Here is a 19,938-nt window from a genome sequence, read left to right on the forward strand (position 1 = left end):
CACCAGCCGACGTCACTCACCCTGACTCGACAGCTTGTGTCACCCTTCTTAGACTCAGACAGCTCCAGCGGCCTACAAACAAAGGGAGATCGATATATGGGTGGCTTATTCAGCATGATTCCGGACGGCGTCGACTTGTCGGCAGCGGCCGAGGCCGGGATCAGCGAGGGGATGGCAGCCACCACCGCGGCCGGAGCGGCAGCCCTCACCGGGGTGCTGCCGATGGCGGCGGACGCCGACTCCGTCCAGTTCGCAGCCGCCCTGAACGCCGCCGGAACGGCCTACTTGGCTTCGACGGCCGAGCACGTCGGCCAGCGGGCGGCTTTCTCGGGTGCGCAAGGGATGGCTGTCGGCACCACGACCGCCGTCGAGTCGATCAACGCGGGCCTGCTCTAAGAGGACACCATGGCCGACCCGAGGTGGTCAGGTCCGCCCGAGCTGGTGGCGGCGATTTTCGAGGCGGGCAGTGCAGCCTCGGTGATCGCCAACAACCTGGTATGGGTCACCGAGACAGCGACCAAGGAACTGTCGATGGGACTTTCGGCGGTCAACACCCTTGTCACTGCCGCGCAATGGCAGGGTTTCGGGGCCACCGCTTCGATGGCCGCCGCGACCGGGCTGAACGCGGGACTGCAGACACTGGTCGGCTGGACCGCGCACAAGATCAGCGTCACCCAAGCCGCCGTCGAGGCCTTCACCATTGCGCAGTCCACGGTCATCCCGTCGGTGGTCTCGCAGACCAACCGAGACGAATGGGCCGTGCTGAACGCCACCAACTTCTTCGGTCAGAACACCCCGGCGATCGTCGAACGCGACACGGAATACTTCGGCGAGCATTGGCCGCATAATTCGATCCGCGGCTGGACGTATTCCGGCGTCATGAGCACGCTGACTGCCATGCTGGGCGTGCCGCCGCCCATCGCCCCGCTCGGAGCGTCACCGGGCGCCCCGGCGGCCGCCGCCGAAGCCGTCGGGCAGGCCGCGGCACACACCGGGATAAACGACGCGATGCAGGCATCGACGCAGGCCGCCCAGACTGCGGGGCACACAGCGGGCACTCCCGCTGATGCGAGTAGCCAACTGAGTTCGCTTATGCAGCAACCTATGTCGATGGTGTCCAGCGCCACCGAGCCGCTCAAGCAGCTGGTCCAGGCTCCGATACAGGCGTTTCAGGGAATCGCCGGTCTGCCGCAAACCATGCTGCAATCGATGGCCGGGATGTTTCCCGCGACCGCCGCGCCCACTGCGGCCGCGGCCGTCGAACCGGTGCTGGCCGGCGGTGGTATCGGTGGTGCGTCCGCCGGCGGCGCCGGCGCATCAGGGTCCTTTCCCGGAGCCGGACTGACCAGCTATACCCGGCCGACCAGTAGTTTCGAGCCGGAAACCGGCGGCAAGCCCGTGGGCCTGCGGGCCGGGGTGCTCAACGCCGCCGAGATACGAAGTCCCACAACGACAACCGGAATGGGTGGTGCTCCCATGCCGTTGACATCGGCGGGCATGTCGGCGCGTGGTGGCGGCGGTGAGGCCGAGAAGGACGTCGCCCGCGCCCGCGTTGTCGTCCCCAGCGACCAAACGGAGCCGTGATCTTCGCCGGCGCTGGAAGAGCGCCCGCATACTGAACGAATGATTGCCATGTCAGCTCGTCCCAGCGGCGGTACGCCGCGTGATGCATTTGGAGCCGGATAGGGCATGCTCAGCGCCGGGTCGGTGGTGGCGGGTTACCGGATCGAACGGGTATTGGGATCGGGCGGCATGGGTGAGGTTTATCTGGCTGCGCACCCCAGTCTCCCCCGCTACGACGCGCTCAAGGTGCTCAATGCCGAGTTGTCCGGGGACCCGGACTTTCGCGCTCGGTTCATCCGGGAAGCCGATGTCGCGGCTCGGCTGGACCACCCCAACATCGTGTCGATCTACAACCGCGGGCAAACCGATGAGGGTCAGTTGTGGATCGCGATGCAATTCGTCGACGGCACCGATTCCGACAAGGTGTTGCGTGCGGGCACGATGACCCCGGCACGCACCGCGTACATCATTGGCGAGGTCGCCAAGGCGCTGGACTACGCCGACCAGCGTGGCGTCGTGCACCGCGATGTCAAGCCGGCGAACTTTCTGCTGTCCGGGCCCGTCGGACCCGAAGAACGAGTGCTCTTGGGAGACTTCGGCATTGCGCGCGCACTCGGTGATGTGGGTCTGACCGTCACTGGGTCGGTGCTGGCGACGGTGTCGTATGCGTCGCCGGAGGTCCTCAGCGGCCTTCCGTTCGACGGGCGCGCCGACCAGTATTCGTTGGGCTGCACGCTGTTTCGGCTGCTGACGGGCAAGGCGCCGTTCGCGTGGGTCGACGGCATGGCCGCCGTGGTCGCTGCCCACCTGCAGGCCCCGCCGCCACGGGTCAGCGATTGGGCCCAAGGATTGTCGCCGCGAATGGACGCAGTGATCGCGACCGCGATGGCGAAAGACCCCGCGCACCGGTTTTCCTCGAGTCGTGAGCTCGCGTCGGCCGCCATCGCAGCGCTCAATGATGCGACGGGCTCCATTACTGCTCCGTGGCAACCGATTTCGAGCGCCGAGGTCAGCTCGCAGTCGGTGCCGACGCAGTCAACCGGTTCGCAGTGGTGGCAGCCCGGGGTCGCCCGCACGATGGCGGGGCCACCCGTGCCGCCTCACTACCCCGGCGCACCCCAACCGGCCGTCTTCATGGGACCTCCGCCAGCACACCGGCGGCCACGTGAACGCCGGATCGCGGTCATGGCCACGATTCTCATCGCAGCCGTCGCCGCGACCGTCATGGCGCTGACGTTCACCGTGCGATCGCAGCCGGTACACCCGGCATCCCCATCGGCGTCGGCACCGCCGACGTCGGGCCGGCAGGCGAGCGGTCAGCCAACCACCACCGCACCAGGGCCTCTGGGGGCCCCGGTGCCCGCGTCGGCGCTGAGCGGATTCTTGCTGCCCGCCGAGCAGATCACCGCGATAATGGGGGCGCCCACCATGCAGGTCGCCGAATCATCGACCGACTCATTTGTTGACGGCTCTCCCTACATTTCCGAAAAGGACTGCAGCGGACCCTATGAGCCGGCTGACCAGGGGGCTTACACGAACACCGGATCGACCGGGTCGCAGTGGCAATTCGTGCGAAATCCCACCGGCCACGAAGTCGTCCAGCAAGCCGTTATCGCCTACCCGACCGCGGATGCTGCCCAGAAGGTTCTCGCCGACCAACACCAGAAATGGTCGGCGTGCGCGGGGCGGACCTTCACGGTGACGCTTCCCAGCGAGGCACCGCACCGCTGGGCCTTCAGCCAGCTGACCACACCCGACGGCACCCTAGTGCTGACCACCGCGAGGGAAGGCAAAAGCTATTTCGGATGTCAGCGCGCCCTGGCGGCGCGCAACAACGTCATCGTCGACGTCGGCTCCTGCAAACTCAGCCTCGACAAGAAGGGCGTCGAGATCCTCAACGCCATCGCCGCGAAAATCCCGGTGTAGCCGCGGACATGCGGTACCGGAAAGAGGCATTAACCGGGCTCCCGTAGGCCTGCCCGACGGCGGTTAATGTGAATCACGATGGGCATGTTCAGCGTCGGATCGGTGGTGTCGGGCTACCGGATTGAGCGGCTGCTGGGGTCGGGCGGCATGGGCGCGGTTTATCTGGCCGCCAACCCGTATCTTCCGCGTTATGACGCGCTGAAGGTGCTCAGCGCGCAGCTATCCGCCAATCCCGACTTCCGGGCCCGCTTCATTCGAGAAGCGGATCTGGCCGCTGGGCTGGATCACCCCAACATCGTGTCGATCTATGACCGCGGCGAAACCGCCGACGGCCAGCTGTGGATTGCGATGCAATTCGTCGACGGCACGGACGCCGACAAAGCGGTGCGCTCGGGCATCATGGCTCCGGCGCGCGCCGCGCATGTCGTGGGCGAAGCCGCCAGAGCACTCGACTATGCCCACCAGCGCGGCGTGGTGCACCGCGACATCAAGCCGGCGAACCTGCTGTTATCAGGACCGGTCGGGCCCGACGAGCGCGTCTTGCTGGGAGACTTCGGCATCGCCCGCGCGCTCGGCGATGCCGGACTGACAACCACTGGCTCGCTGATTGCCACACTGCCCTACGCGGCGCCCGAGGTGCTTGCCGGAGGCATGGCTGACGCACGGGCCGACCTGTATTCCCTGGGTTGCACGCTCTTTCGGATGCTCACGGGTCAAGAGCCGTTCGCGACAGCTGGCGGCCTGGCCGCGCTGGTAGCCGCGCATTTGCACGCCCCACCCCCAAGAGTGACCGATCAGCTACCCGGGATATCACCGCGGATGGACGGGGTGATCGCGACCGCGATGGCCAAACATCCCGCCCAGCGGTTCTCCTCGGCGCGCCAGCTGGCCGCAGCCGCCGCCGAGGCCCTCACCGATCCCGCGGCATCGACAACCGCTGCGTGGCAACCGGTTCGGGGCGGCCCGGGATCTCACCCGCCGCCCACGCAACCCAGCGGTCCGCACTGGGCCCGCGCCGGTGCGGCACCCACGACGATGCACCCAGCCCCGACTGCCTACTATCTCCCGCCGGGGCCGGGCTTTGTGCCACCCCGCGGGCCGCCGGCCACGCGACCACGTCGTCGCAGGATCGCCGCGCTGGTCGCGGCCGCTCTGGTGACCGCCGCCACCGCGGTTACCGCGGTAACCGTCACCGCGCGATCCCATTCACCGCCCGCCGCATCCCCGCCGGTATCAATCTCGCCGGCGTCCAGCAGTCTCCCTCCCAGCTCGTCAGCCACCTCCACCGCGACCGGCGCAGCGCCGCTGCCTGCGTCCGCGGTTTCTCGACTACTGCTGTCCACACAAGAGATGGCTGGGGTCTTCGGCGTCCCCTCGATGGTCGTGCAAAGCGCCTCCAGCAATGGATTCACCGACGACACCCCCAGCGTCTCAGACAAGGACTGCACCGGCCCATATGCGCCCGCTGACCGGGGCGCCTACGGCAATACCGCATCGATCGGTTCGCAAGTTCAGATCCTGACCAGCCCCACCAGCCCGGACATGGCCACGCAAGCGGTTATCGCTTATGTCTCCGCCGATGCCGCCCGCAAGGTCTTCGACGACCAACGCCGGCAGTGGTCCAGCTGTGCTGGGCGGAGCTTCACGCTGACAGTCCCAAACGAAACCCCAAGTCGGTGGACATTCGGCCCGCTGACGACCCCTGATGACAGCCTGGTGATGACATTCACTGCCCAAGCCCGTAGCTCGGTCGGAGTTCAGCGCGTGTTGACGGCCCGGAACAACTTCATCATCGACGTGGCGGTCAATGGACTGAACGTCGGCGATCGCGGAGTAGACGTCAAAAACGCGATCGCCGCGAAGATCCCGCAATAGGTGCGCCCCGGCCCGGCTCTCTTCGCGCGCGACGCGCTCATCGACCGGGGCTTGGCCTGATGGGCCCCGGCTCTCTTCGCGCGCGACGCGCTCATCGACCGGGGCTTGGCCTGATGGGCCCCGGCTCTCTTCGCGCGCTACACGCGCTCATCGACCGGGGCCGGGAGGCCCGGCGAAAGCTTGAGCTATCTTCAGCCAGCGCTGCGCATCCGGCCCCTCCGCCGCGATATCCAGCGTGCTCAACGCTCGGCGCTGCGTGACCAGGAAGCAGAAGTCCTGCGCGGACCCGGTGACGCGCTGGACCGCATCGGGCGGTCCCCAGGACCAGGTGTCGCCGCCGGGCCCCCGCAATTCGACCCGGAACGGCTCAGTCGGCGGCGTCAGTTCGTTCACCAAGAAGGCATAGTCGCGGGTTCGCACCCCGAGGTGCGCGATTGAGCGCAACCGCTCGGTGGCGGGTCGCTCGACGCCGAGAGCATCGGCGACGTCGAGCCCGTGCGCCCAGGTCTCCATCAACCGCGCCGTGGCCATCGACGCAGCGCTCATCGGCGGCCCGAACCACGGCAGCTTGCGGCCGTCGGCAACGCTCAGCAGCGCCTCGTGCAAGCGCGCGCGAGTGCCCCGCCAGTCGCCGAGCAGCTCCGGGGGCGCCAGAGCGGCCAGTTCCTCGGCGCCCGCGTCGACGAACCCCGCGGGATCGGCGCTCGCCGCCGTTAGCACGTCACCGAACGCCGCCTCGTCTGTGATGGCGGTCAGCGACACCCGGTCGGTCCACAACAAATGCGCGATCTGGTGCGCGATCGTCCAACCCGGGGAAGGCGTCGGATCGGCCCATCGCCCCGGCGGCAGAGGCGCCACCAACGCGTCGAGCTCGTCGCTTTCGGCCCCCAGGTCGGCCACGATCGATACGGCACCCGCCATCAGCGTCTCCTGAACGGACTGTCGATTACAGGCGCCGGCTGTCGACGGCGTCCGATGATGCCGTGAGCAACCAGCCCGACGACATAGAGTCCCGCCGCGAAAAGCGCAAACCCCGGCGCGCGCCCGTCGTCGGGAACCATCGTCGCAGCAATGGTTATCGAGACGAGGAACGCGACCCAGAACAGCGCATCCTGCACAGCGAACACGTGTCCGCGAAGCGCGTCGTCGACGTCGATCTGCATCGCGGAGTCGGCGCAGAGCTTGATCGTCTGACCGGCCACCCCGAGCAGAAAGCCGCAGACCACCATGATCGGAATCACCAGCCCGGCGCCGGCGATCTGGACGATCATGGCAGCCACCAGTGCGCCGTTGGCGGTGGCGTAGCGCCCCCAGCGCCGGATCATGGGCGGGGTGAGTGCGGTGGCGAGGAAAGCCCCGAGGCCCGACGCTGCCAGGAAGATCAGCGCGATTTTCAATCCACCCTCCGCCGGAGATTTCGGGTGGTGGACCAGCAATAGCAGCAGCAGCGAGTTGATCCCGACCACCATTCGGTGTACGGCCAAGCCGGACAGGGTGGCAGCGACCGTCGGGACCTGCACCACAGTGCGTGCGCCGTGTACCCATCCGGTGATCACCGCGTAGAAGGCCGATCCGTGAATCGCGCGTTGGGTGTCGTCCGGGCCGAGGACGCCGGGCGCGAACCGCCACGACAACAGCAACGCAATCGCCAGTGGGATCGTGACGATGAAGACGACGACCGCCGAGCCCTTATCCCCCCCGCCGGCCAACCAGCGAGGCAGCTGCATGAAGTTGAAGCCGAGAAACGCCGCGACCGCGCCCGACGCGGTGGCCACCGAGTTCATCGTGACGACCTGTTCGCGCGGCACGACATGAGGCAGCGACGCCGAGAGGCCGGACAGGACGAACCGGGTAAAGCCGTTGGCGACCAGTGCCAAACACAGCAACGGCCACTCCCCCGCCTTGGTGGCCAAGATCGTGCCGATGGCCGCGACCAGCACCAGCCTGCCCAGGTTGGCGCCCACCAGTACTAGCCGTCGATCCCACCGGTCCACCAGCGCGCCGGCGAATGGTCCCAGCAGTGAGTAAGGCAGAAACAGCACGATGAAGGCGCGCGCGATCGCCATCGGGTCGGTGGCCCGGTCCGGATTGAATAACAGCGCTACGGCCATTCCTGCCTGAAATAGGCCATCACCGAACTGGCTTACCATGCGCACCTGCAGCAGCCGCCAGAAGTCGGGCAAATCGCGCACCGACCGCCACAGGGCGATGGGCGCGCTCCCGTGCATCCGGGGTTGATCCACAGAACCCACTTCCAACGATCGGGGCAGCAAGTTCACCTTCGCTCGAGGCCGATCCAACAACAGTACAAATATCCGCGAGCCGCCCACGTTTGGCCCGGCGATGCCGTCGGGAGTGCGATGATGGAGTGGTGCCGCAGCCCGAGGACCCCGAGGACTATGTCGCACCTGCCGCGCAACGGGTACGTGCAGGTACGTTGCTGCTAGCCAACACCGATCTGCTGGAGCCGACGTTTCGCCGCAGCGTGATCTACATCGTCGAGCACAATGACGGCGGTACTTTGGGCGTGGTTCTCAACCGCTCCAGCGAGACGGCGGTGTACAACGTGTTGCCACAGTGGGCCAAGCTTGCCGCCAAGCCAAAGACGATGTTCATCGGCGGGCCGGTGAAGCGGGATGCGGCGCTGTGTCTGGCGGTGCTGCGCATAGGCGCCGATCCGGAGGATGTGCCGGGCCTTCGGCATGTCGCCGGCCGGATGGTGATGGTGGATCTGGATGCCGACCCCGATCAGATCGCACCGCTGGTGGAGGGCGTGCGAATCTACGCGGGGTACTCCGGCTGGACCATCGGTCAGCTCGAAGGGGAAATCGAGCGCGACGACTGGATCGTGTTGTCTGCGTTGCCCTCTGACGTTCTGGTAGGGCCTCGGTCCGATCTGTGGGGTCAGGTGCTGCGCCGTCAGCCGTTGCCGCTTTCGCTGTTGGCCACCCATCCCATCGACGTCAGCCGCAACTAACCGCGAGTCTCCCTTAGTTCGACGCTTCTCCAAAGCCGTCATCCGCACATGTTCAGTGGCAGGAGAAGGTGCAGACCCCGCAATCGCCCGCGCATGCGGCCGGCTCAGAAGATGCCTCGCGGCGCAGCACGAAGCGTGCGCTCTGCCAGGATCCGGCGGCCAGCGTGCCGAAAGCGCCTGCGACACAGACGATCACCAGCACCAAAGCGGTGGGCGGTGATGCCACCAAGGCCACTACCCCGCCGGCCGCCAGCATCACCGCGACCGCCAACTGCGTGGGGGCGATGGCACGCAGGGCCGCCTGGGTCGCGTCGGCGGAGGGGGCGTGCGAAAGCGACCAGGTTCCAAATCCGGCGGAGGCCACCGCCGCACACACGCATAGCACGCCCGCGATCAGCATGGGCTCACAATACGAGGACGACCGGCGATCCGCTCGTCGGGTTCCCTGCGCGGGGGATGCCCCAGCGCCCGGCTGCCGTCGCGCTCGGCTAACGCGGTTGGGTTCCCAGCAGGTTCAGGTGCAGGTTCGGTAGTGGCGGCAGTCCGGGAAGCAGGGCCAGCAGATTGGGTGTTGGCTGCGGGGTGAGCGACTGGCCGGGTGCGGGCGCCGTGGCCGGAATTCCCGCGGTTGCCGGAAGGCTCGTCGTGCCGGGCGCCACCGCGGGCGCCTGCGCAGGTACGGCGATTGGCGCCGCCGCCGATACCTGGGTGGGAGCCGGAACGGGTGCCTGGGTGGGAGCCGCGACGGGCGCTCGTGGGGGAGCGGCGACGGCTGCCTGCGGGGGAGCGGCGACGGCTGCCTGCGGGGGAGCGGCGACCGGAAGCTGCGCGGGCGCTTGGCCAGGGGCCGCGGGTGCCGCCGACGCCGCCGGCGCGGGAGCCGCCGGGGCGGCCGGAGCGGGAGCCGCTGGTGCCACCGGTGCCGCCGGACCGGACGGAGCCGTCACGCGGAATCCGTTGATGATGGCGTCGGTCGCGGGTCCGTCGGCAACCGCTTGCGACTGCGCGGTGGTCACCGCCAGCGACACCAGATACTTGTCCTTTCCGGAGGTGGCGATGACGTGCCGCCGGGAGGTGTTGAGCACCATGTCGTTCTGGCGGTAGGTGCCCTCGATGATTGACGACGGGAAGCCCATGAAATCTGCCTGCGAGGCGTTCGTGGTCTGCCACGCGGACAATTGCTGGCTGTCGACGAAGCCATGCGCGATGGCCTCCCTGGCATCGAAGTCGCCGATCAGCTTGTAGACCACGACCTGCGCGTTCGAGGTGTACAGGCTGCTGCCGAGCCGGTCGGCGATCACCGCGAAGGCGTCGGGCACATTGGGGTCGGGTACCTGAGTCCAGCGGGTGGGTACCGGCAGGGTGATGTCGAGTGCATTGAAGCCCTGAGGTTTCTGCGCTTCCAGCTTGACGCCCTTCGACTGCAGGTAGTCGCGTATCGTTCCGGTGACCGGTGCGATCGCGGTGGCCGGCAGGGGCGTCCCGGCGGCGGGTGCCGGGGCAGCCGGGGCAACGGGGGGGGGGGCGGGGTTGGCCCCCGGCGCGGCTGGCGCGAACCTGTTGGTACCGCCCGGCAGGCCCGTGGCGTTCTGCGGGGCCGGTGCCGGCGCTGTGACACCAGGGGTGGGTGGGGGGAGTGGCTGCAAAGGCGCCGCGGATGCGGTGCCACCGGCGAAGGCGGTGACACCGATCGCGCCGGCGGCCAGACCTCCAGAGACGGCCAGCCACGTCCGTGCGACCTGAAACATTTGCGTCGATCCCTCCTGAGCCCGGGCACGGGCCCGTATTGAGGCCGACTGTAACCAGAGGTCAAAGGGGGTGAACAGGCCTGAAATCGAGCTGGGATGAACCTCTGATCGGTGTGCTACGCAACCGATACCAACCTGTGGCCGGCGGGTCGACCGGCCCCGCCCTCTACCCTGTTCACGTGAGCGAATCCCCGACCGCTGCGCCCGCGGGCAACGCAGGCGCTGTTGCACCGGATCCCGATGCGCCGCGATTCCGTTACACCGCGGAGCTGGCGGGCCGTATCGAAAGCGACTGGCAGCAGAAATGGGCTGAGCTCGGGACATTCAACGTGCCAAATCCGGTGGGCTCGCTGGCCCCGGCCGATGGTAGCGCCGTACCGGCGGACAAGCTGTTCGTCCAGGATATGTTTCCCTACCCGTCCGGCGACGGATTGCACGTCGGACACCCGCTGGGATACATCGCCACCGACGTCTACGCGCGCTACTTCCGGATGCTTGGCCGTAACGTGCTGCACGCCTTGGGGTTTGACTCGTTCGGCCTGCCCGCCGAGCAGTACGCGGTGCAAACCGGCACGCATCCGCGCACCAGGACCGAGGCCAACATCGTCAACTTCCGGCGCCAGCTAGGCCGGCTGGGTTTCGGTCACGACAGCCGACGCAGTTTTTCAACCACCGATGTCGAGTTCTACAAGTGGACCCAGTGGATCTTCCTGCAGATCTACAACGCCTGGTTCGACGTCGCGGCCAATAAGGCCCGGCCGATATCGGAGTTGATCGCCGAATTCGATTCCGGTGCACGCAGCCTCGATGACGGGAGGGACTGGGCCAAGCTGTCGCTGAAAGACCGGGCCGACGTCGTCGACAACTGCCGGCTGGTCTACCGGGCGGACTCAATGGTGAACTGGTGTCCCGGTTTGGGCACCGTGCTGGCCAACGAAGAGGTCACCGCCGACGGCCGCAGTGAACGCGGAAACTTCCCGGTATTCCGGAAGCGGTTGCGGCAGTGGATGATGCGTATCACCGCCTATGCCGACCGGCTGCTCGACGACTTGGACGTGCTGGACTGGCCGGACCAGATAAAAACCATGCAGCGCAACTGGATTGGCCGCTCAACCGGCGCCATGGCGCTGTTTTCGGCTACCAGCGGCAGCGGCCAGGCGCGCGACATCGAGGTGTTCACCACCCGGCCAGACACGCTGTTCGGAGCCACGTACCTGGTTTTGGCACCCGAACACGAGCTGGTGGACGACCTGGTGGCCGGCGCCTGGCCGGACGGGACCGACCCGCGTTGGACGTACGGTGCCGCAACACCGGGTGAGGCGGTGACCGCCTACCGCCGCGCAATCGGTACGAAATCGGATCTGGAGCGCCAGGAGAGCCGAGAGAAGACCGGCGTCTTTCTGGGCACACAGGCGATCAACCCGGCCAACGGCAAGCCGGTGCCGATCTTCATTGCCGACTATGTGCTGGCCGGCTACGGCACCGGCGCGATCATGGCAGTACCCGGCCACGACCAGCGGGACTGGGATTTCGCCCGTGAAGTCGGACTGCCGATCGTCGAAGTTATTGCCGGTGGCGACATTTCGGAAGCTGCATACACGGGCGACGGCACGCTGGTGAACTCCGGCTACCTCGACGGTATGAACGTGGCGCCAGCCAAGGAGGCCATCACCGCCCGCCTCGAAGCCGAAGGGCGCGGCCAGGCCCGCGTCGAATACAAGCTGCGCGACTGGCTGTTTGCCAGGCAACGGTATTGGGGCGAGCCGTTTCCCATCGTCTATGACAGCGACGGCCGCCCCCATGCCCTCGACGATGCGGCACTTCCGGTCGAACTGCCCGATGTGCCGGACTATTCGCCGGTACTCTTCGATCCCGAGGACGCCGACAGCGAACCTTCGCCGCCGCTGGCCAAGGCAACCGAATGGGTTCACGTCGAGCTGGACCTGGGCGACGGCCTGAAACCCTACACGCGCGACACCAACGTCATGCCGAATTGGGCCGGCAGCTCTTGGTATGAACTGCGCTACACCGATCCGCATAACTCAGAGCGCTTCTGCGCCAAGGAAAACGAAGCCTACTGGATGGGGCCGCGGCCCGCGGAGCGCGGCCCCGACGACCCGGGCGGCGTCGACTTGTACGTCGGGGGCGCCGAGCACGGAGTGCTGCACCTGCTGTATTCGCGGTTCTGGCACAAGGTCCTCTACGACCTGGGTCACGTCACTTCCCGGGAGCCCTACCGAAGGCTGGTCAACCAGGGCTACATCCAGGCGTTCGCCTACACCGACGCACGTGGGTCCTATGTACCCGCGGAGCAGGTGATCGAGCGCGACGGCAAATTCGTCTATCCGGGGCCCGACGACGAATTCGAAGTGTTCCAAGAATTCGGGAAAATCGGTAAGAGCCTGAAGAATTCGATCTCGCCCGACGAGATCTGCGATGGGTACGGCGCTGACACGCTGCGGGTGTACGAGATGTCGATGGGCCCGCTGGAGGCCTCGCGTCCGTGGGCCACCAAGGATGTCGTCGGCGCGCATCGCTTTCTGCAGCGGGTTTGGCGATTGGTGGTCGACGAGAACACCGGCGAAGCCCGGGTGGTCGATGGCGAGTTGGCCACCGACACCTTGCGAGCATTGCATCGTACTGTCGCGGGCGTATCGGAAGACTATGCCGCACTGCGTAATAACACTGCGGTCGCCAAATTGATCGAGTACACCAACCACCTCACCAAGGAGCACCGTGACTCGGTGCCCCGCGCGGCGGTCGAGCCGCTGGTGCTGATGCTCGCACCGCTGGCCCCCCACCTGGCGGAGGAGCTGTGGCTGCGGCTGGGGCACACCACCTCCTTGGCGCACGGCCCGTTCCCGCAGTTCGATCCGGCCCACCTGGTCGACGACACCGTCGAATATCCGGTGCAGGTGAACGGCAAGGTGCGCGGCCGGGTGGTAGTCGCGGCCGACGCCGACGAGGAAACGTTGACGGCTGCCGCGCTGTCCGACGACAAGGTGCAGACGTTCTTGGCCGGCGCCACGCCGCGCAAGGTGATCGTCGTCCCGGGCCGGCTGGTCAACCTGGTCGTGTAAAGCGGCTAAGCGCGCCCCGGCCGGATCACCACCTCGTCGAGTTGGCCGTCGCGTGGGGTATTCACCGCGGTGGCAACGGCCGCCGCGACGGTTTCGGGCCGCATGAACTTGGAAGGGTCGTACTCGCCGCCGGTGAATTCCCTGATCTCGCGCTGCATTTCGGTGTCGGTGCGGCCCGGGTAAACGGTGGTCACGCGCAAGTCGGGCTCGTCCTGGCGCAGCGAGTCGGCGAACGCGCGCAGCGCGAACTTGCTCGCCGAATATGCCGCCAGGCCCGACGAAACCCGAAGTCCCGCACCGGAGTTGATCAACACCACCTGCCCCCGAGCCTGCCGCAGCGCCGGTAACAGCGCCAGCGTAAGGGCAACTGGCCCAATGATATTGACATCAAAGACAGTGCGCCACTCGTCGACTGTCGAGTCGGCGAACCGGGCGGGGACAGACACCGCGGCGTTGTGCACCAGCACGTCGAGCATGTCGATTATTTCGCAGCTGGCCGCGATCTCGTCGGTGTCGGTCAGGTCCAGCGGGAATGTCGTGGCGTCGAGTCGGGTCGCGACCGCGTCAAGCCGGTCGGAGGGGCGACCGGCCAACAGCAGGGTGTGCGTCGGCGCCAGCGCTTCGGCGATGGCGGAGCCTATCCCGCCACCGGCGCCCGTGATAAGTGCAGTGGGCATCGTTCCAGCTTAGGGGCGGCCATCGAAACTGCTATCCAATGCAATTGATATTCATATGTTTTCAAGCCTGCTTGCGTGCGGGCGCGTCACCTGCCGCGGGTTCGCCGGAGGCCAGGCGCTCCAGCGGCTTGAGCGCCTTCATGAGGGTGTTCAGATCGGAGGCGGGGAGCTGGCCGAGCATCGCGGCCAGAGCGGCGCGGCGGTTGGCCAGCGATTCGCCGTGCACGGCTCGCCCGCGCGGCGTGATGTCGACCAGCACGGCGCGCAGGTCAGACGGATCGCGCGAGCGCTTTACCAGCCCGATCTTCTCCAGCCGTCGGATTGCCACGGTGGTGGTGGGCGTCCGCACCCGTTCGTGCGCGGCCAGGTCCGTCATCCGGATGGGTCCCTGATCCAGCAACGTGACCAGGATCGACAACTGCGCCAGGGTCAAATCCCCCGCCGCCGCCCCATTGGGATCCCCGCGGCGCAGGATTGAAAACAGCTTGGACAGTGCACGGTGCAAACCTTCTGCCAGCTCCGCCAACTCGGGCTCGGTGGGTTCGCTGTCCGCCATAAGTCGGGAGTCTAACGCGCTGTGCCGCACGTAGACGGCAGTTACCTGGAAAAGGCTTAGATCGTCAAAGTACCTGGGAAAGGAACTTCTGTAGGCGCTCGGTTTGCGCAGCTTCGAATATTTGCTCTGGCGGGCCGGATTCGACCACTTTGCCGTGATCCATGAAAACGACGGTGTCTGAGGCCGACCGGGCAAAGCCCATCTCGTGGGTGACGACGATCATCGTCATGCCCTCGTCGCCCAAGTCACTGATGAGCTGCAGGATTCCCTTGACCAGCTCGGGATCCAGCGCCGAGGTGGCCTCGTCGAAGAACATCACCTGCGGGGCCATGGCCAATGCCCGAGCGATCGCGACCCGTTGTTGTTGTCCGCCCGAGAGCGTGCCGGGACGGACACCTGCCTTGTGTTTCAAGCCGACGCGGTCCAGCTGCGTCAAGGCCAGTTCGCGTGCGGCCTCGGCAGACAACCGGCGCAACTTTCGCGGCGCCAATGCGACGTTATCCAGCACGCTGCGATGCGGAAACAGGTTGAAGTGCTGGAACACCATCCCGATACGCTGACGCAATTCGTCGGGGTCGTCGCGCAATACCGACCGGCCGTCGAGCAGGATGTCCCCGCTGTCGGGCTCGTGCAGGCGGTTCAGGGTGCGCAGCAGGGTGGACTTGCCTGAACCCGATGGTCCGACGACGGCGACCGTACTGCCCGCCGGAGCCTCGACGTCGACACCGCGCAGCACCACCGTTCCGTTCAGCGTTTGGTGAATATCCTTGGCCGCCAAGGACACTGACTGCCGGCCCACTTGGCCTTGGGTCATGTCATCTCCTGGCCGAAAGTGGACTTCAGCATGTCGGGAGTCGCTTCAGGCTCAACCGCCGCGCGCCCCCGGCGCAGTCGGGCGTCGATGTAGTTCACCAAGTGCGTCAACGGAACGGTCAGCATCAGGTAGAAGACCCCGGCAGCCACCAGCGGCGACAAGTTGCCGGTCTGCGCGTTCAGGTCGCGGCCTACTTGGAACAGTTCGCGCTGTTGGGCGACCAATCCCAGGAAGTACACCAGCGCCGACGCCTTCAGCAGTGCGATGAACTGGTTGACCAGTGCCGGCAGCACCCGGCGAATTCCCTGCGGTATCACCACCAGCCGCATCGCCGCCGGGTAACTGAAGCCGAGCGCGCGGGAGGCCTCCAGCTGGCCGGGGTCCACGCTCTGGATCCCGGACCGCAGAATCTCACCGATATAGGCAGCGGCCATCAAACCCAGCGCGGCGATTCCCAGCGGGTAGGGGGCGTTGTTGGTCAGGCCGCCGACTATCGGTCCGATACCCAGCCCGATGATCAGGATGATCACCACTTCGGGAAGGCCGCGGAAGATATCGGTGTACACCCGCGCCGGCCAGCGCAGCCAGCTGGAACCGGAGATTCCGGCGATCGCCAGGACCATGCCCACCACCAGCCCGATGACGCCGGCACTGACGGTCAGTATCAACGTATTGGGCAGCCCGGTCCGAAACAGCGTGGGAATGGCCTGCCGGTACATGTCCCAGTCGAGGAAGGAGTCGCGCAGTTGGGCCAGGGTGGACTTCGGGGCGGCCGGACCGACCGGCTTGTGGTGGTGGCCGGCGGCGATCGCGGCGAAGTCCGGCAGGATCGGCCCGGGAGCGGCCCGCGACCCGGGCTTCCAGCCCGGCGGCAGGGACCGCGGAACCCATTCGTTGTACAGCTTCATCCAGGTCCCATCCCGGATCACCTCGTCCAGCGCGGAGTTCAGAGCGTCGAGCAGCGGCTGGTTGTCCTTGGCGACCGCATAGGCCACGAAGGAACCGGGGCTGAACGTGTTCGCGACGACCACCGCCGGATCACCCGACCGCATCACCGTCTGCGCCTGCAACGACGGGGCCACCCACGCGTCCAGCTGGCGAGCCTTGAGGGCGGCGTACACCGTGACGAAGTCGGGGTACTTCACCGGTTGCAGTTGCAAGGTGTCGACGACGTACGACTCCTCGACCGTGCCCTGCACAACGCCGATGCGCTGCCCTGCGGCGAGGTCGCTGAACTTCTTGATCGCGGACCCTGGTGGCACCACCAGCGCGTAGTAGCCGAAGTCGTAGCCGTTGGTGAACGCGACGGTGCGACGGCGCGCGTCAGTGGCCTTGATGGACGCCGAGCCGACATCGAAGCGCCGCGACGCCACCTGGGCGAGCAGCCCCGCGAAGTTCGTACCGACGAATCGGACCTGCAGATTCAGCTTCTTGGCCAGGGCACGCAACAGCTGGTTGTCGAACCCGCTGAATCGCCCGGTCGGGTTGATGCAGGCGTTGGGCGGGGCGTCGGACAGCGTGCCGACGGTGAGGACGCCCGGGGTGCCGAGTCCCAGCTCACCGATGTCCACCGAGCTCAGCGGCTCGACCGTCGGCGTCGTGTTGGGGTCGTCCTGTGCCACCGCGGGGTTCTCGGTGAGGTCTTTCGGCAACGTAGTCGCGCTGTCCAATCCGGGTGGCGCGCACTGGTTTCGGTCCGCCCTCGCGGGCGCGGCCAGCGTCGTCGACGTCAGGCCGCACACCATCACGATTGAGGCGGCCATCAAAGCGAGCTTCGAAACCAGGCTCACATGCACATTCATCAACGCCACCGTATCGACCGACGGCCGAAGCGGTTAGAGCACAATCGATGGTTCCGTGCGGGCCGCGCCGGCTCCTGCCAGTACCCGAAGGTTTGCGGGGACGGTGTCGGGAGTGTCAGGCGCGGAGAACACCCGCCGCCGGCACAGTTCGGTCAACATCGTCTGAGCCATCAAATAGGACCGGTCCACGCAGGCAGCGCGCGCGGCTACCGGGTCACGCCGATGAATTGCTGCGTTCTCGTCTTCGTAGAACGGCAACATGTCGTCGCGGTTGACTTGGTAAGTCATCCAGAAGACCCGGGGAATGAGGTTTTGCGAGGCGCGGATCGTGGCATGCAGCCGCGGTCCGGCGTACTCGTCGTTGATGGTGTGCCGGTACTCCCTAGCGACCTCGATGAAGGCCCGCGACTCCTTGGCCGAGCGCAGCGCGCGCATGAGGGCGTCGAGCTGGCCGAGGATCCGCGGCGTGGGGTTGGTGGCCGCGCGGGCCGAGGCGATGCCGTTCAGCAGGCCGTCGAGTTCGTGATGCTCGAGGACGGTGGCTTCGTCGAATCGCTCGACGAAAGCGCCCCGGTGGTAGCGGGTCGACACGATGCCGTCGTGCTCGAGTTGGACCAGCGCCTCTTGAATCGGGACACGACTGACTCCGAGGCCATGCGCGATCTCATTGCGGTCGACCCGGTCGCCGCTGCGCAGTTTGCCGGTAAGCACCAGGTTGAGGATGTGCGAGACAACCTGGTCCTTTTCTTTGACCCCGTATTTCTTCGGCATGGGTTTCTGGTGGCCTCTTTCAAAACCCGTAGATCAGCGCGGCAAGTTTCTCACGACTTGGCGCGGATTTTTAGGTGTTCGTCAGATGAAGGCCAAGCACGTTCAGCGGCGGTCCCGCCACCGGCACAGCGCTTCTGCGGCGGTGAGGTCGTAATCCGGGCCGTTGCAGCCGGTGGTCAGCAGCGTCACGCCCAGTCCGGCAAGTCCCTCGGCGTTGGCGATCAGCGCCTCGGTGCCTTCACCGCGGGCGACGCCAGTGTCGTTCTCCACCCCGGCCGACCGTTCGATGGCGGCCGGGTCTCGTCCGACGGCCGCGCAGTGCTCGTCCAGCACGGCCGCGGCCGCCGGGTAGGTCTCCACCGTGGTGAAGCCGTGCCAAATGTCTGCGTATTCGGCGACCAGGCGCAGCGTCTTGCGTGGGCCTTTGCCGCCGATCAGCACCGGGATCTCGCGTGTCGGCGGCGGGTTGAGTTTGGCGAGCCGCGACTTGATCCGGGGCAGCGCGGCCGCCAGGTCGTCGAGGCGGCTGCCGGCCGTGCCGAAGTCGTAGCCGTACTCGTCGTAGTCCTTGTCTTTCCAGCCCGATCCGATCCCCAGGATCAGGCGTCCGTCGGAGATGTGATCGACGGTGCGCGCCATGTCGGCCAGCAGTTCCGGGTTGCGGTAGGAGTTGCATGTCACCAACGCGCCGATCTCGATGCGCGACGTCTGCTCGGCCCAAGCCGCCAGCACGGTCCAGCATTCGAAGTGCGGACCGTCGGGGTCCCCGTAGAGCGGGAAGAAATGGTCCCAGGTGAACGCGATGTCGACGCCGAGGTCTTCGCAGCGGCGGACGGCGTCACGGATGTTGCGGTAGTGCGGGGCGTGCTGCGGTTGCAGTTGCACGCCGATACGAACGGGACGATCGGAAGTCATGTCACCACCGTATGCCGCGGTTCGCCGCAGCGGTTCAACCCCTGGGCAGCGCGTGTGCGGATTCCCGGACCACGCAATGCGTTCCGCTGTACACGGTCGGCATGCACTTCATGCAGTGGACGCACAGGCCTTCGGCGGTCGCGTCGCGGAAAGTCGTTGACAAGATTCGGGTCTCGCAGCAGTGCGCGAGCCATGGCGACGAACTCGAAACCCTCGGCGATGGTGTTCTCGGCCGTATCGAGCCGGTTGATCCCGCCGAGCAGGATCAGCGGCATCGACAGCGCGGCCCGGAACTGGCGGGCAAGCGGCAGGAAGAAAGCCTCTTCGAAGGGGTAGGTTCGGAACAATCGCCGCCCGATGACCCGCAGTCCCAGGCCGACGGCCCGCGGCTGCGAGGCGATGAACTCGTCGAGCGGGACGTCCCCGCGGAAGTAATACATCGGGTTTTGCAATGAGCTTCCGCCGGTGAGCTGCAATGCATCGAGGTGGCCGTCGGCTTCGAGAAGTCGAGCCGTGGGCAGGCTGTCGGTCAGCCAGAACCCGTGGCGTACGCCGTCGTCCATGTTGAACTTCGCGGTGACCGCGACCGATGTGCCGACGGCCTGCCGGACCCGTTCGGCGACCCGGCGGGCCAACTCGGCACGGCGAACGGTGTCGCCGCCATAGCGGTCTTGCCGCTTGTTCAGCCCAGGGCTGAAGAACGAGCTGAGCAAATAACCATGCCCCATATGGATTTCGATCGCATCGAAGCCGGCTTCAACCGCGCGGCGGGCAGCTGCAGCGAAGTCGTCGACGACCTCGTCGAGTTGTTCGGTGGTGGCGGCCCGCACCAATCCCATTGCGGGAGCGCTGAATCGAGTCGATGGCGCCAGCGTCGGGGTCCGATTCGAGATGGTGTTGGCGACCAGACCGGCGTGCCCGATCTACGCACAGACCAGGGCGCCGGCGGCGTGCACGGCGTCAGTCAACCGTCGCAGCTGCGCCGCCCGATCGCGGTCCAGTACGACTGTGTCGCGGTGGACGCGGCCGCCGGGAGAGATCGCACAGTAGGCGACGGTCGTCATCGCCGCTCCGCCGCGGGCGACCTCGGTGTGGAAGTCGACGAGTGCCTCGGTGACCTGACCGCGCGGCATCACGCCCTCGAAGGTCGCGGCCTTGACGAACCGGTTCTTCAGGGTCAGGGGACCCAGCGGCATTGACGTGAAAGCTTGTTTCGATACCATTGGCATCGAAA

General features: G+C 66.7%; 16 protein-coding genes and 1 pseudogene. 6 read left to right on the forward strand and 11 right to left on the reverse strand.

Going from position 1 to position 19,938, the window contains the following annotated elements; translation table 11 throughout:
• Window positions 1–96: 96 nt before the first annotated feature.
• From A9W99_RS10300 to A9W99_RS10315, 4 genes are all read left to right on the forward strand, one after another.
• Window positions 97–396 carry a PE domain-containing protein gene (locus A9W99_RS10300; protein WP_067376494.1) on the forward strand — a complete coding sequence of 100 codons (300 nt, stop codon included), beginning with the start codon at window positions 97–99 and terminating at the stop codon, window positions 394–396.
• A 9-nt stretch (window positions 397–405) separates the two neighbouring features.
• Complete coding sequence (locus A9W99_RS10305) at window positions 406–1,584, forward strand: PPE domain-containing protein (RefSeq protein WP_067376497.1); 1,179 nt, start codon at window positions 406–408, stop codon at window positions 1,582–1,584.
• 105 nt (window positions 1,585–1,689) lie between these two features.
• Window positions 1,690–3,489 (forward strand): sensor domain-containing protein, encoded by a 1,800-nt coding sequence (locus A9W99_RS26810; protein WP_067376500.1) that lies wholly within the window; start codon window positions 1,690–1,692, stop codon window positions 3,487–3,489.
• A 78-nt stretch (window positions 3,490–3,567) separates the two neighbouring features.
• A complete protein-coding gene (locus A9W99_RS10315) occupies window positions 3,568–5,364 on the forward strand; it encodes a serine/threonine-protein kinase PknH/PknJ (RefSeq protein ID WP_156623042.1) in 1,797 nt (598 codons plus the stop codon).
• Between the two features lie 147 nt (window positions 5,365–5,511).
• On the opposite strand, the gene A9W99_RS10320 is transcribed toward A9W99_RS10315, so the two are convergent.
• Window positions 5,512–6,285 carry a TIGR03084 family metal-binding protein gene (locus tag A9W99_RS10320; RefSeq protein WP_067376506.1) on the reverse strand — a complete coding sequence of 258 codons (774 nt, stop codon included), beginning with the start codon at window positions 6,283–6,285 and terminating at the stop codon, window positions 5,512–5,514.
• Window positions 6,285–7,592 (reverse strand): MFS transporter, encoded by a 1,308-nt coding sequence (locus A9W99_RS10325; RefSeq protein WP_067376572.1) that lies wholly within the window; start codon window positions 7,590–7,592, stop codon window positions 6,285–6,287. Before A9W99_RS10325 ends, A9W99_RS10320 begins: the two co-directional genes overlap by 1 nt.
• A 140-nt stretch (window positions 7,593–7,732) precedes the next feature.
• On the opposite strand from A9W99_RS10325, the gene A9W99_RS10330 reads away from it, so the two are divergent.
• Window positions 7,733–8,341: a YqgE/AlgH family protein gene (locus A9W99_RS10330; RefSeq protein ID WP_156623043.1), complete on the forward strand. Its 609-nt coding sequence runs from the start codon at window positions 7,733–7,735 to the stop codon at window positions 8,339–8,341.
• A gap of 52 nt (window positions 8,342–8,393) precedes the next feature.
• Here A9W99_RS10330 and A9W99_RS10335 read toward each other — a convergent pair whose 3' ends face one another.
• Both A9W99_RS10335 and A9W99_RS10340 read right to left on the reverse strand, forming a co-directional pair.
• The gene (locus A9W99_RS10335) at window positions 8,394–8,741 is read right to left on the reverse strand and encodes a hypothetical protein (RefSeq protein WP_067376509.1); all 348 of its coding nucleotides are present in this window, start codon (window positions 8,739–8,741) and stop codon (window positions 8,394–8,396) included.
• 88 nt (window positions 8,742–8,829) lie between these two features.
• Window positions 8,830–10,089: an LpqN/LpqT family lipoprotein gene (locus tag A9W99_RS10340; RefSeq protein WP_067376512.1), complete on the reverse strand. Its 1,260-nt coding sequence runs from the start codon at window positions 10,087–10,089 to the stop codon at window positions 8,830–8,832.
• Window positions 10,090–10,268: 179 nt separating this feature from the next.
• Here A9W99_RS10340 and leuS point away from each other — a divergent pair, with 179 nt between their 5' ends.
• A complete protein-coding gene (leuS, locus tag A9W99_RS10345) occupies window positions 10,269–13,169 on the forward strand; it encodes a leucine--tRNA ligase (protein WP_067376516.1) in 2,901 nt (966 codons plus the stop codon).
• Between the two features lie 5 nt (window positions 13,170–13,174).
• Here the strand turns inward: leuS and A9W99_RS10350 are convergent, their stop codons facing one another.
• The 7 genes and pseudogenes from A9W99_RS10350 to A9W99_RS10380 form a co-directional block, all read right to left on the reverse strand.
• Window positions 13,175–13,846 carry an SDR family oxidoreductase gene (locus A9W99_RS10350; protein ID WP_067376519.1) on the reverse strand — a complete coding sequence of 224 codons (672 nt, stop codon included), beginning with the start codon at window positions 13,844–13,846 and terminating at the stop codon, window positions 13,175–13,177.
• 61 nt (window positions 13,847–13,907) lie between these two features.
• Complete coding sequence (locus A9W99_RS10355; RefSeq protein WP_067376521.1) at window positions 13,908–14,402, reverse strand: MarR family winged helix-turn-helix transcriptional regulator; 495 nt, start codon at window positions 14,400–14,402, stop codon at window positions 13,908–13,910.
• Window positions 14,403–14,466: 64 nt separating this feature from the next.
• On the reverse strand, window positions 14,467–15,216 hold the full coding sequence (locus A9W99_RS10360; protein ID WP_067376524.1) for an amino acid ABC transporter ATP-binding protein: 750 nt from the start codon (window positions 15,214–15,216) through the stop codon (window positions 14,467–14,469).
• Window positions 15,213–17,018 carry an ABC transporter substrate-binding protein/permease gene (locus A9W99_RS10365; RefSeq protein ID WP_067376579.1) on the reverse strand — a complete coding sequence of 602 codons (1,806 nt, stop codon included), beginning with the start codon at window positions 17,016–17,018 and terminating at the stop codon, window positions 15,213–15,215. Before A9W99_RS10365 ends, A9W99_RS10360 begins: the two co-directional genes overlap by 4 nt.
• A gap of 33 nt (window positions 17,019–17,051) precedes the next feature.
• Complete coding sequence (locus A9W99_RS10370; RefSeq protein ID WP_067376527.1) at window positions 17,052–17,789, reverse strand: GntR family transcriptional regulator; 738 nt, start codon at window positions 17,787–17,789, stop codon at window positions 17,052–17,054.
• Between the two features lie 102 nt (window positions 17,790–17,891).
• Window positions 17,892–18,704 (reverse strand): LLM class F420-dependent oxidoreductase, encoded by an 813-nt coding sequence (locus tag A9W99_RS10375; protein ID WP_067376530.1) that lies wholly within the window; start codon window positions 18,702–18,704, stop codon window positions 17,892–17,894.
• A 34-nt stretch (window positions 18,705–18,738) separates the two neighbouring features.
• Window positions 18,739–19,927, reverse strand: a pseudogene (locus tag A9W99_RS10380) (NADH:flavin oxidoreductase).
• Window positions 19,928–19,938: the final 11 nt, after the last annotated feature.

The sequence above is a fragment of the Mycobacterium sp. 1164966.3 genome, from assembly GCF_001665395.1.
In the GTDB taxonomy this organism is placed as follows: domain Bacteria; phylum Actinomycetota; class Actinomycetes; order Mycobacteriales; family Mycobacteriaceae; genus Mycobacterium.

What these genes read in the sequence shown, in the direction of transcription:
- A9W99_RS10320 (WP_067376506.1), bottom strand. Translation starts at nt 6,285, where the DNA reads ATGGCGGGTGCCGTATCGATCGTGGCCGACCTGGGGGCCGAAAGCGAC.
- A9W99_RS10300 (WP_067376494.1), top strand. Translation starts at nt 97, where the DNA reads ATGGGTGGCTTATTCAGCATGATTCCGGACGGCGTCGACTTGTCGGCA.
- A9W99_RS10370 (WP_067376527.1), bottom strand. Translation starts at nt 17,789, where the DNA reads ATGCCGAAGAAATACGGGGTCAAAGAAAAGGACCAGGTTGTCTCGCAC.
- A9W99_RS10360 (WP_067376524.1), bottom strand. Translation starts at nt 15,216, where the DNA reads ATGACCCAAGGCCAAGTGGGCCGGCAGTCAGTGTCCTTGGCGGCCAAG.
- A9W99_RS10315 (WP_156623042.1), top strand. Translation starts at nt 3,568, where the DNA reads ATGGGCATGTTCAGCGTCGGATCGGTGGTGTCGGGCTACCGGATTGAG.
- A9W99_RS10305 (WP_067376497.1), top strand. Translation starts at nt 406, where the DNA reads ATGGCCGACCCGAGGTGGTCAGGTCCGCCCGAGCTGGTGGCGGCGATT.
- A9W99_RS10335 (WP_067376509.1), bottom strand. Translation starts at nt 8,741, where the DNA reads ATGCTGATCGCGGGCGTGCTATGCGTGTGTGCGGCGGTGGCCTCCGCC.
- A9W99_RS10350 (WP_067376519.1), bottom strand. Translation starts at nt 13,846, where the DNA reads ATGCCCACTGCACTTATCACGGGCGCCGGTGGCGGGATAGGCTCCGCC.
- A9W99_RS26810 (WP_067376500.1), top strand. Translation starts at nt 1,690, where the DNA reads ATGCTCAGCGCCGGGTCGGTGGTGGCGGGTTACCGGATCGAACGGGTA.
- A9W99_RS10340 (WP_067376512.1), bottom strand. Translation starts at nt 10,089, where the DNA reads ATGTTTCAGGTCGCACGGACGTGGCTGGCCGTCTCTGGAGGTCTGGCC.
- A9W99_RS10325 (WP_067376572.1), bottom strand. Translation starts at nt 7,592, where the DNA reads ATGCACGGGAGCGCGCCCATCGCCCTGTGGCGGTCGGTGCGCGATTTG.
- A9W99_RS10375 (WP_067376530.1), bottom strand. Translation starts at nt 18,704, where the DNA reads ATGACTTCCGATCGTCCCGTTCGTATCGGCGTGCAACTGCAACCGCAG.
- A9W99_RS10355 (WP_067376521.1), bottom strand. Translation starts at nt 14,402, where the DNA reads ATGGCGGACAGCGAACCCACCGAGCCCGAGTTGGCGGAGCTGGCAGAA.
- A9W99_RS10365 (WP_067376579.1), bottom strand. Translation starts at nt 17,018, where the DNA reads ATGAATGTGCATGTGAGCCTGGTTTCGAAGCTCGCTTTGATGGCCGCC.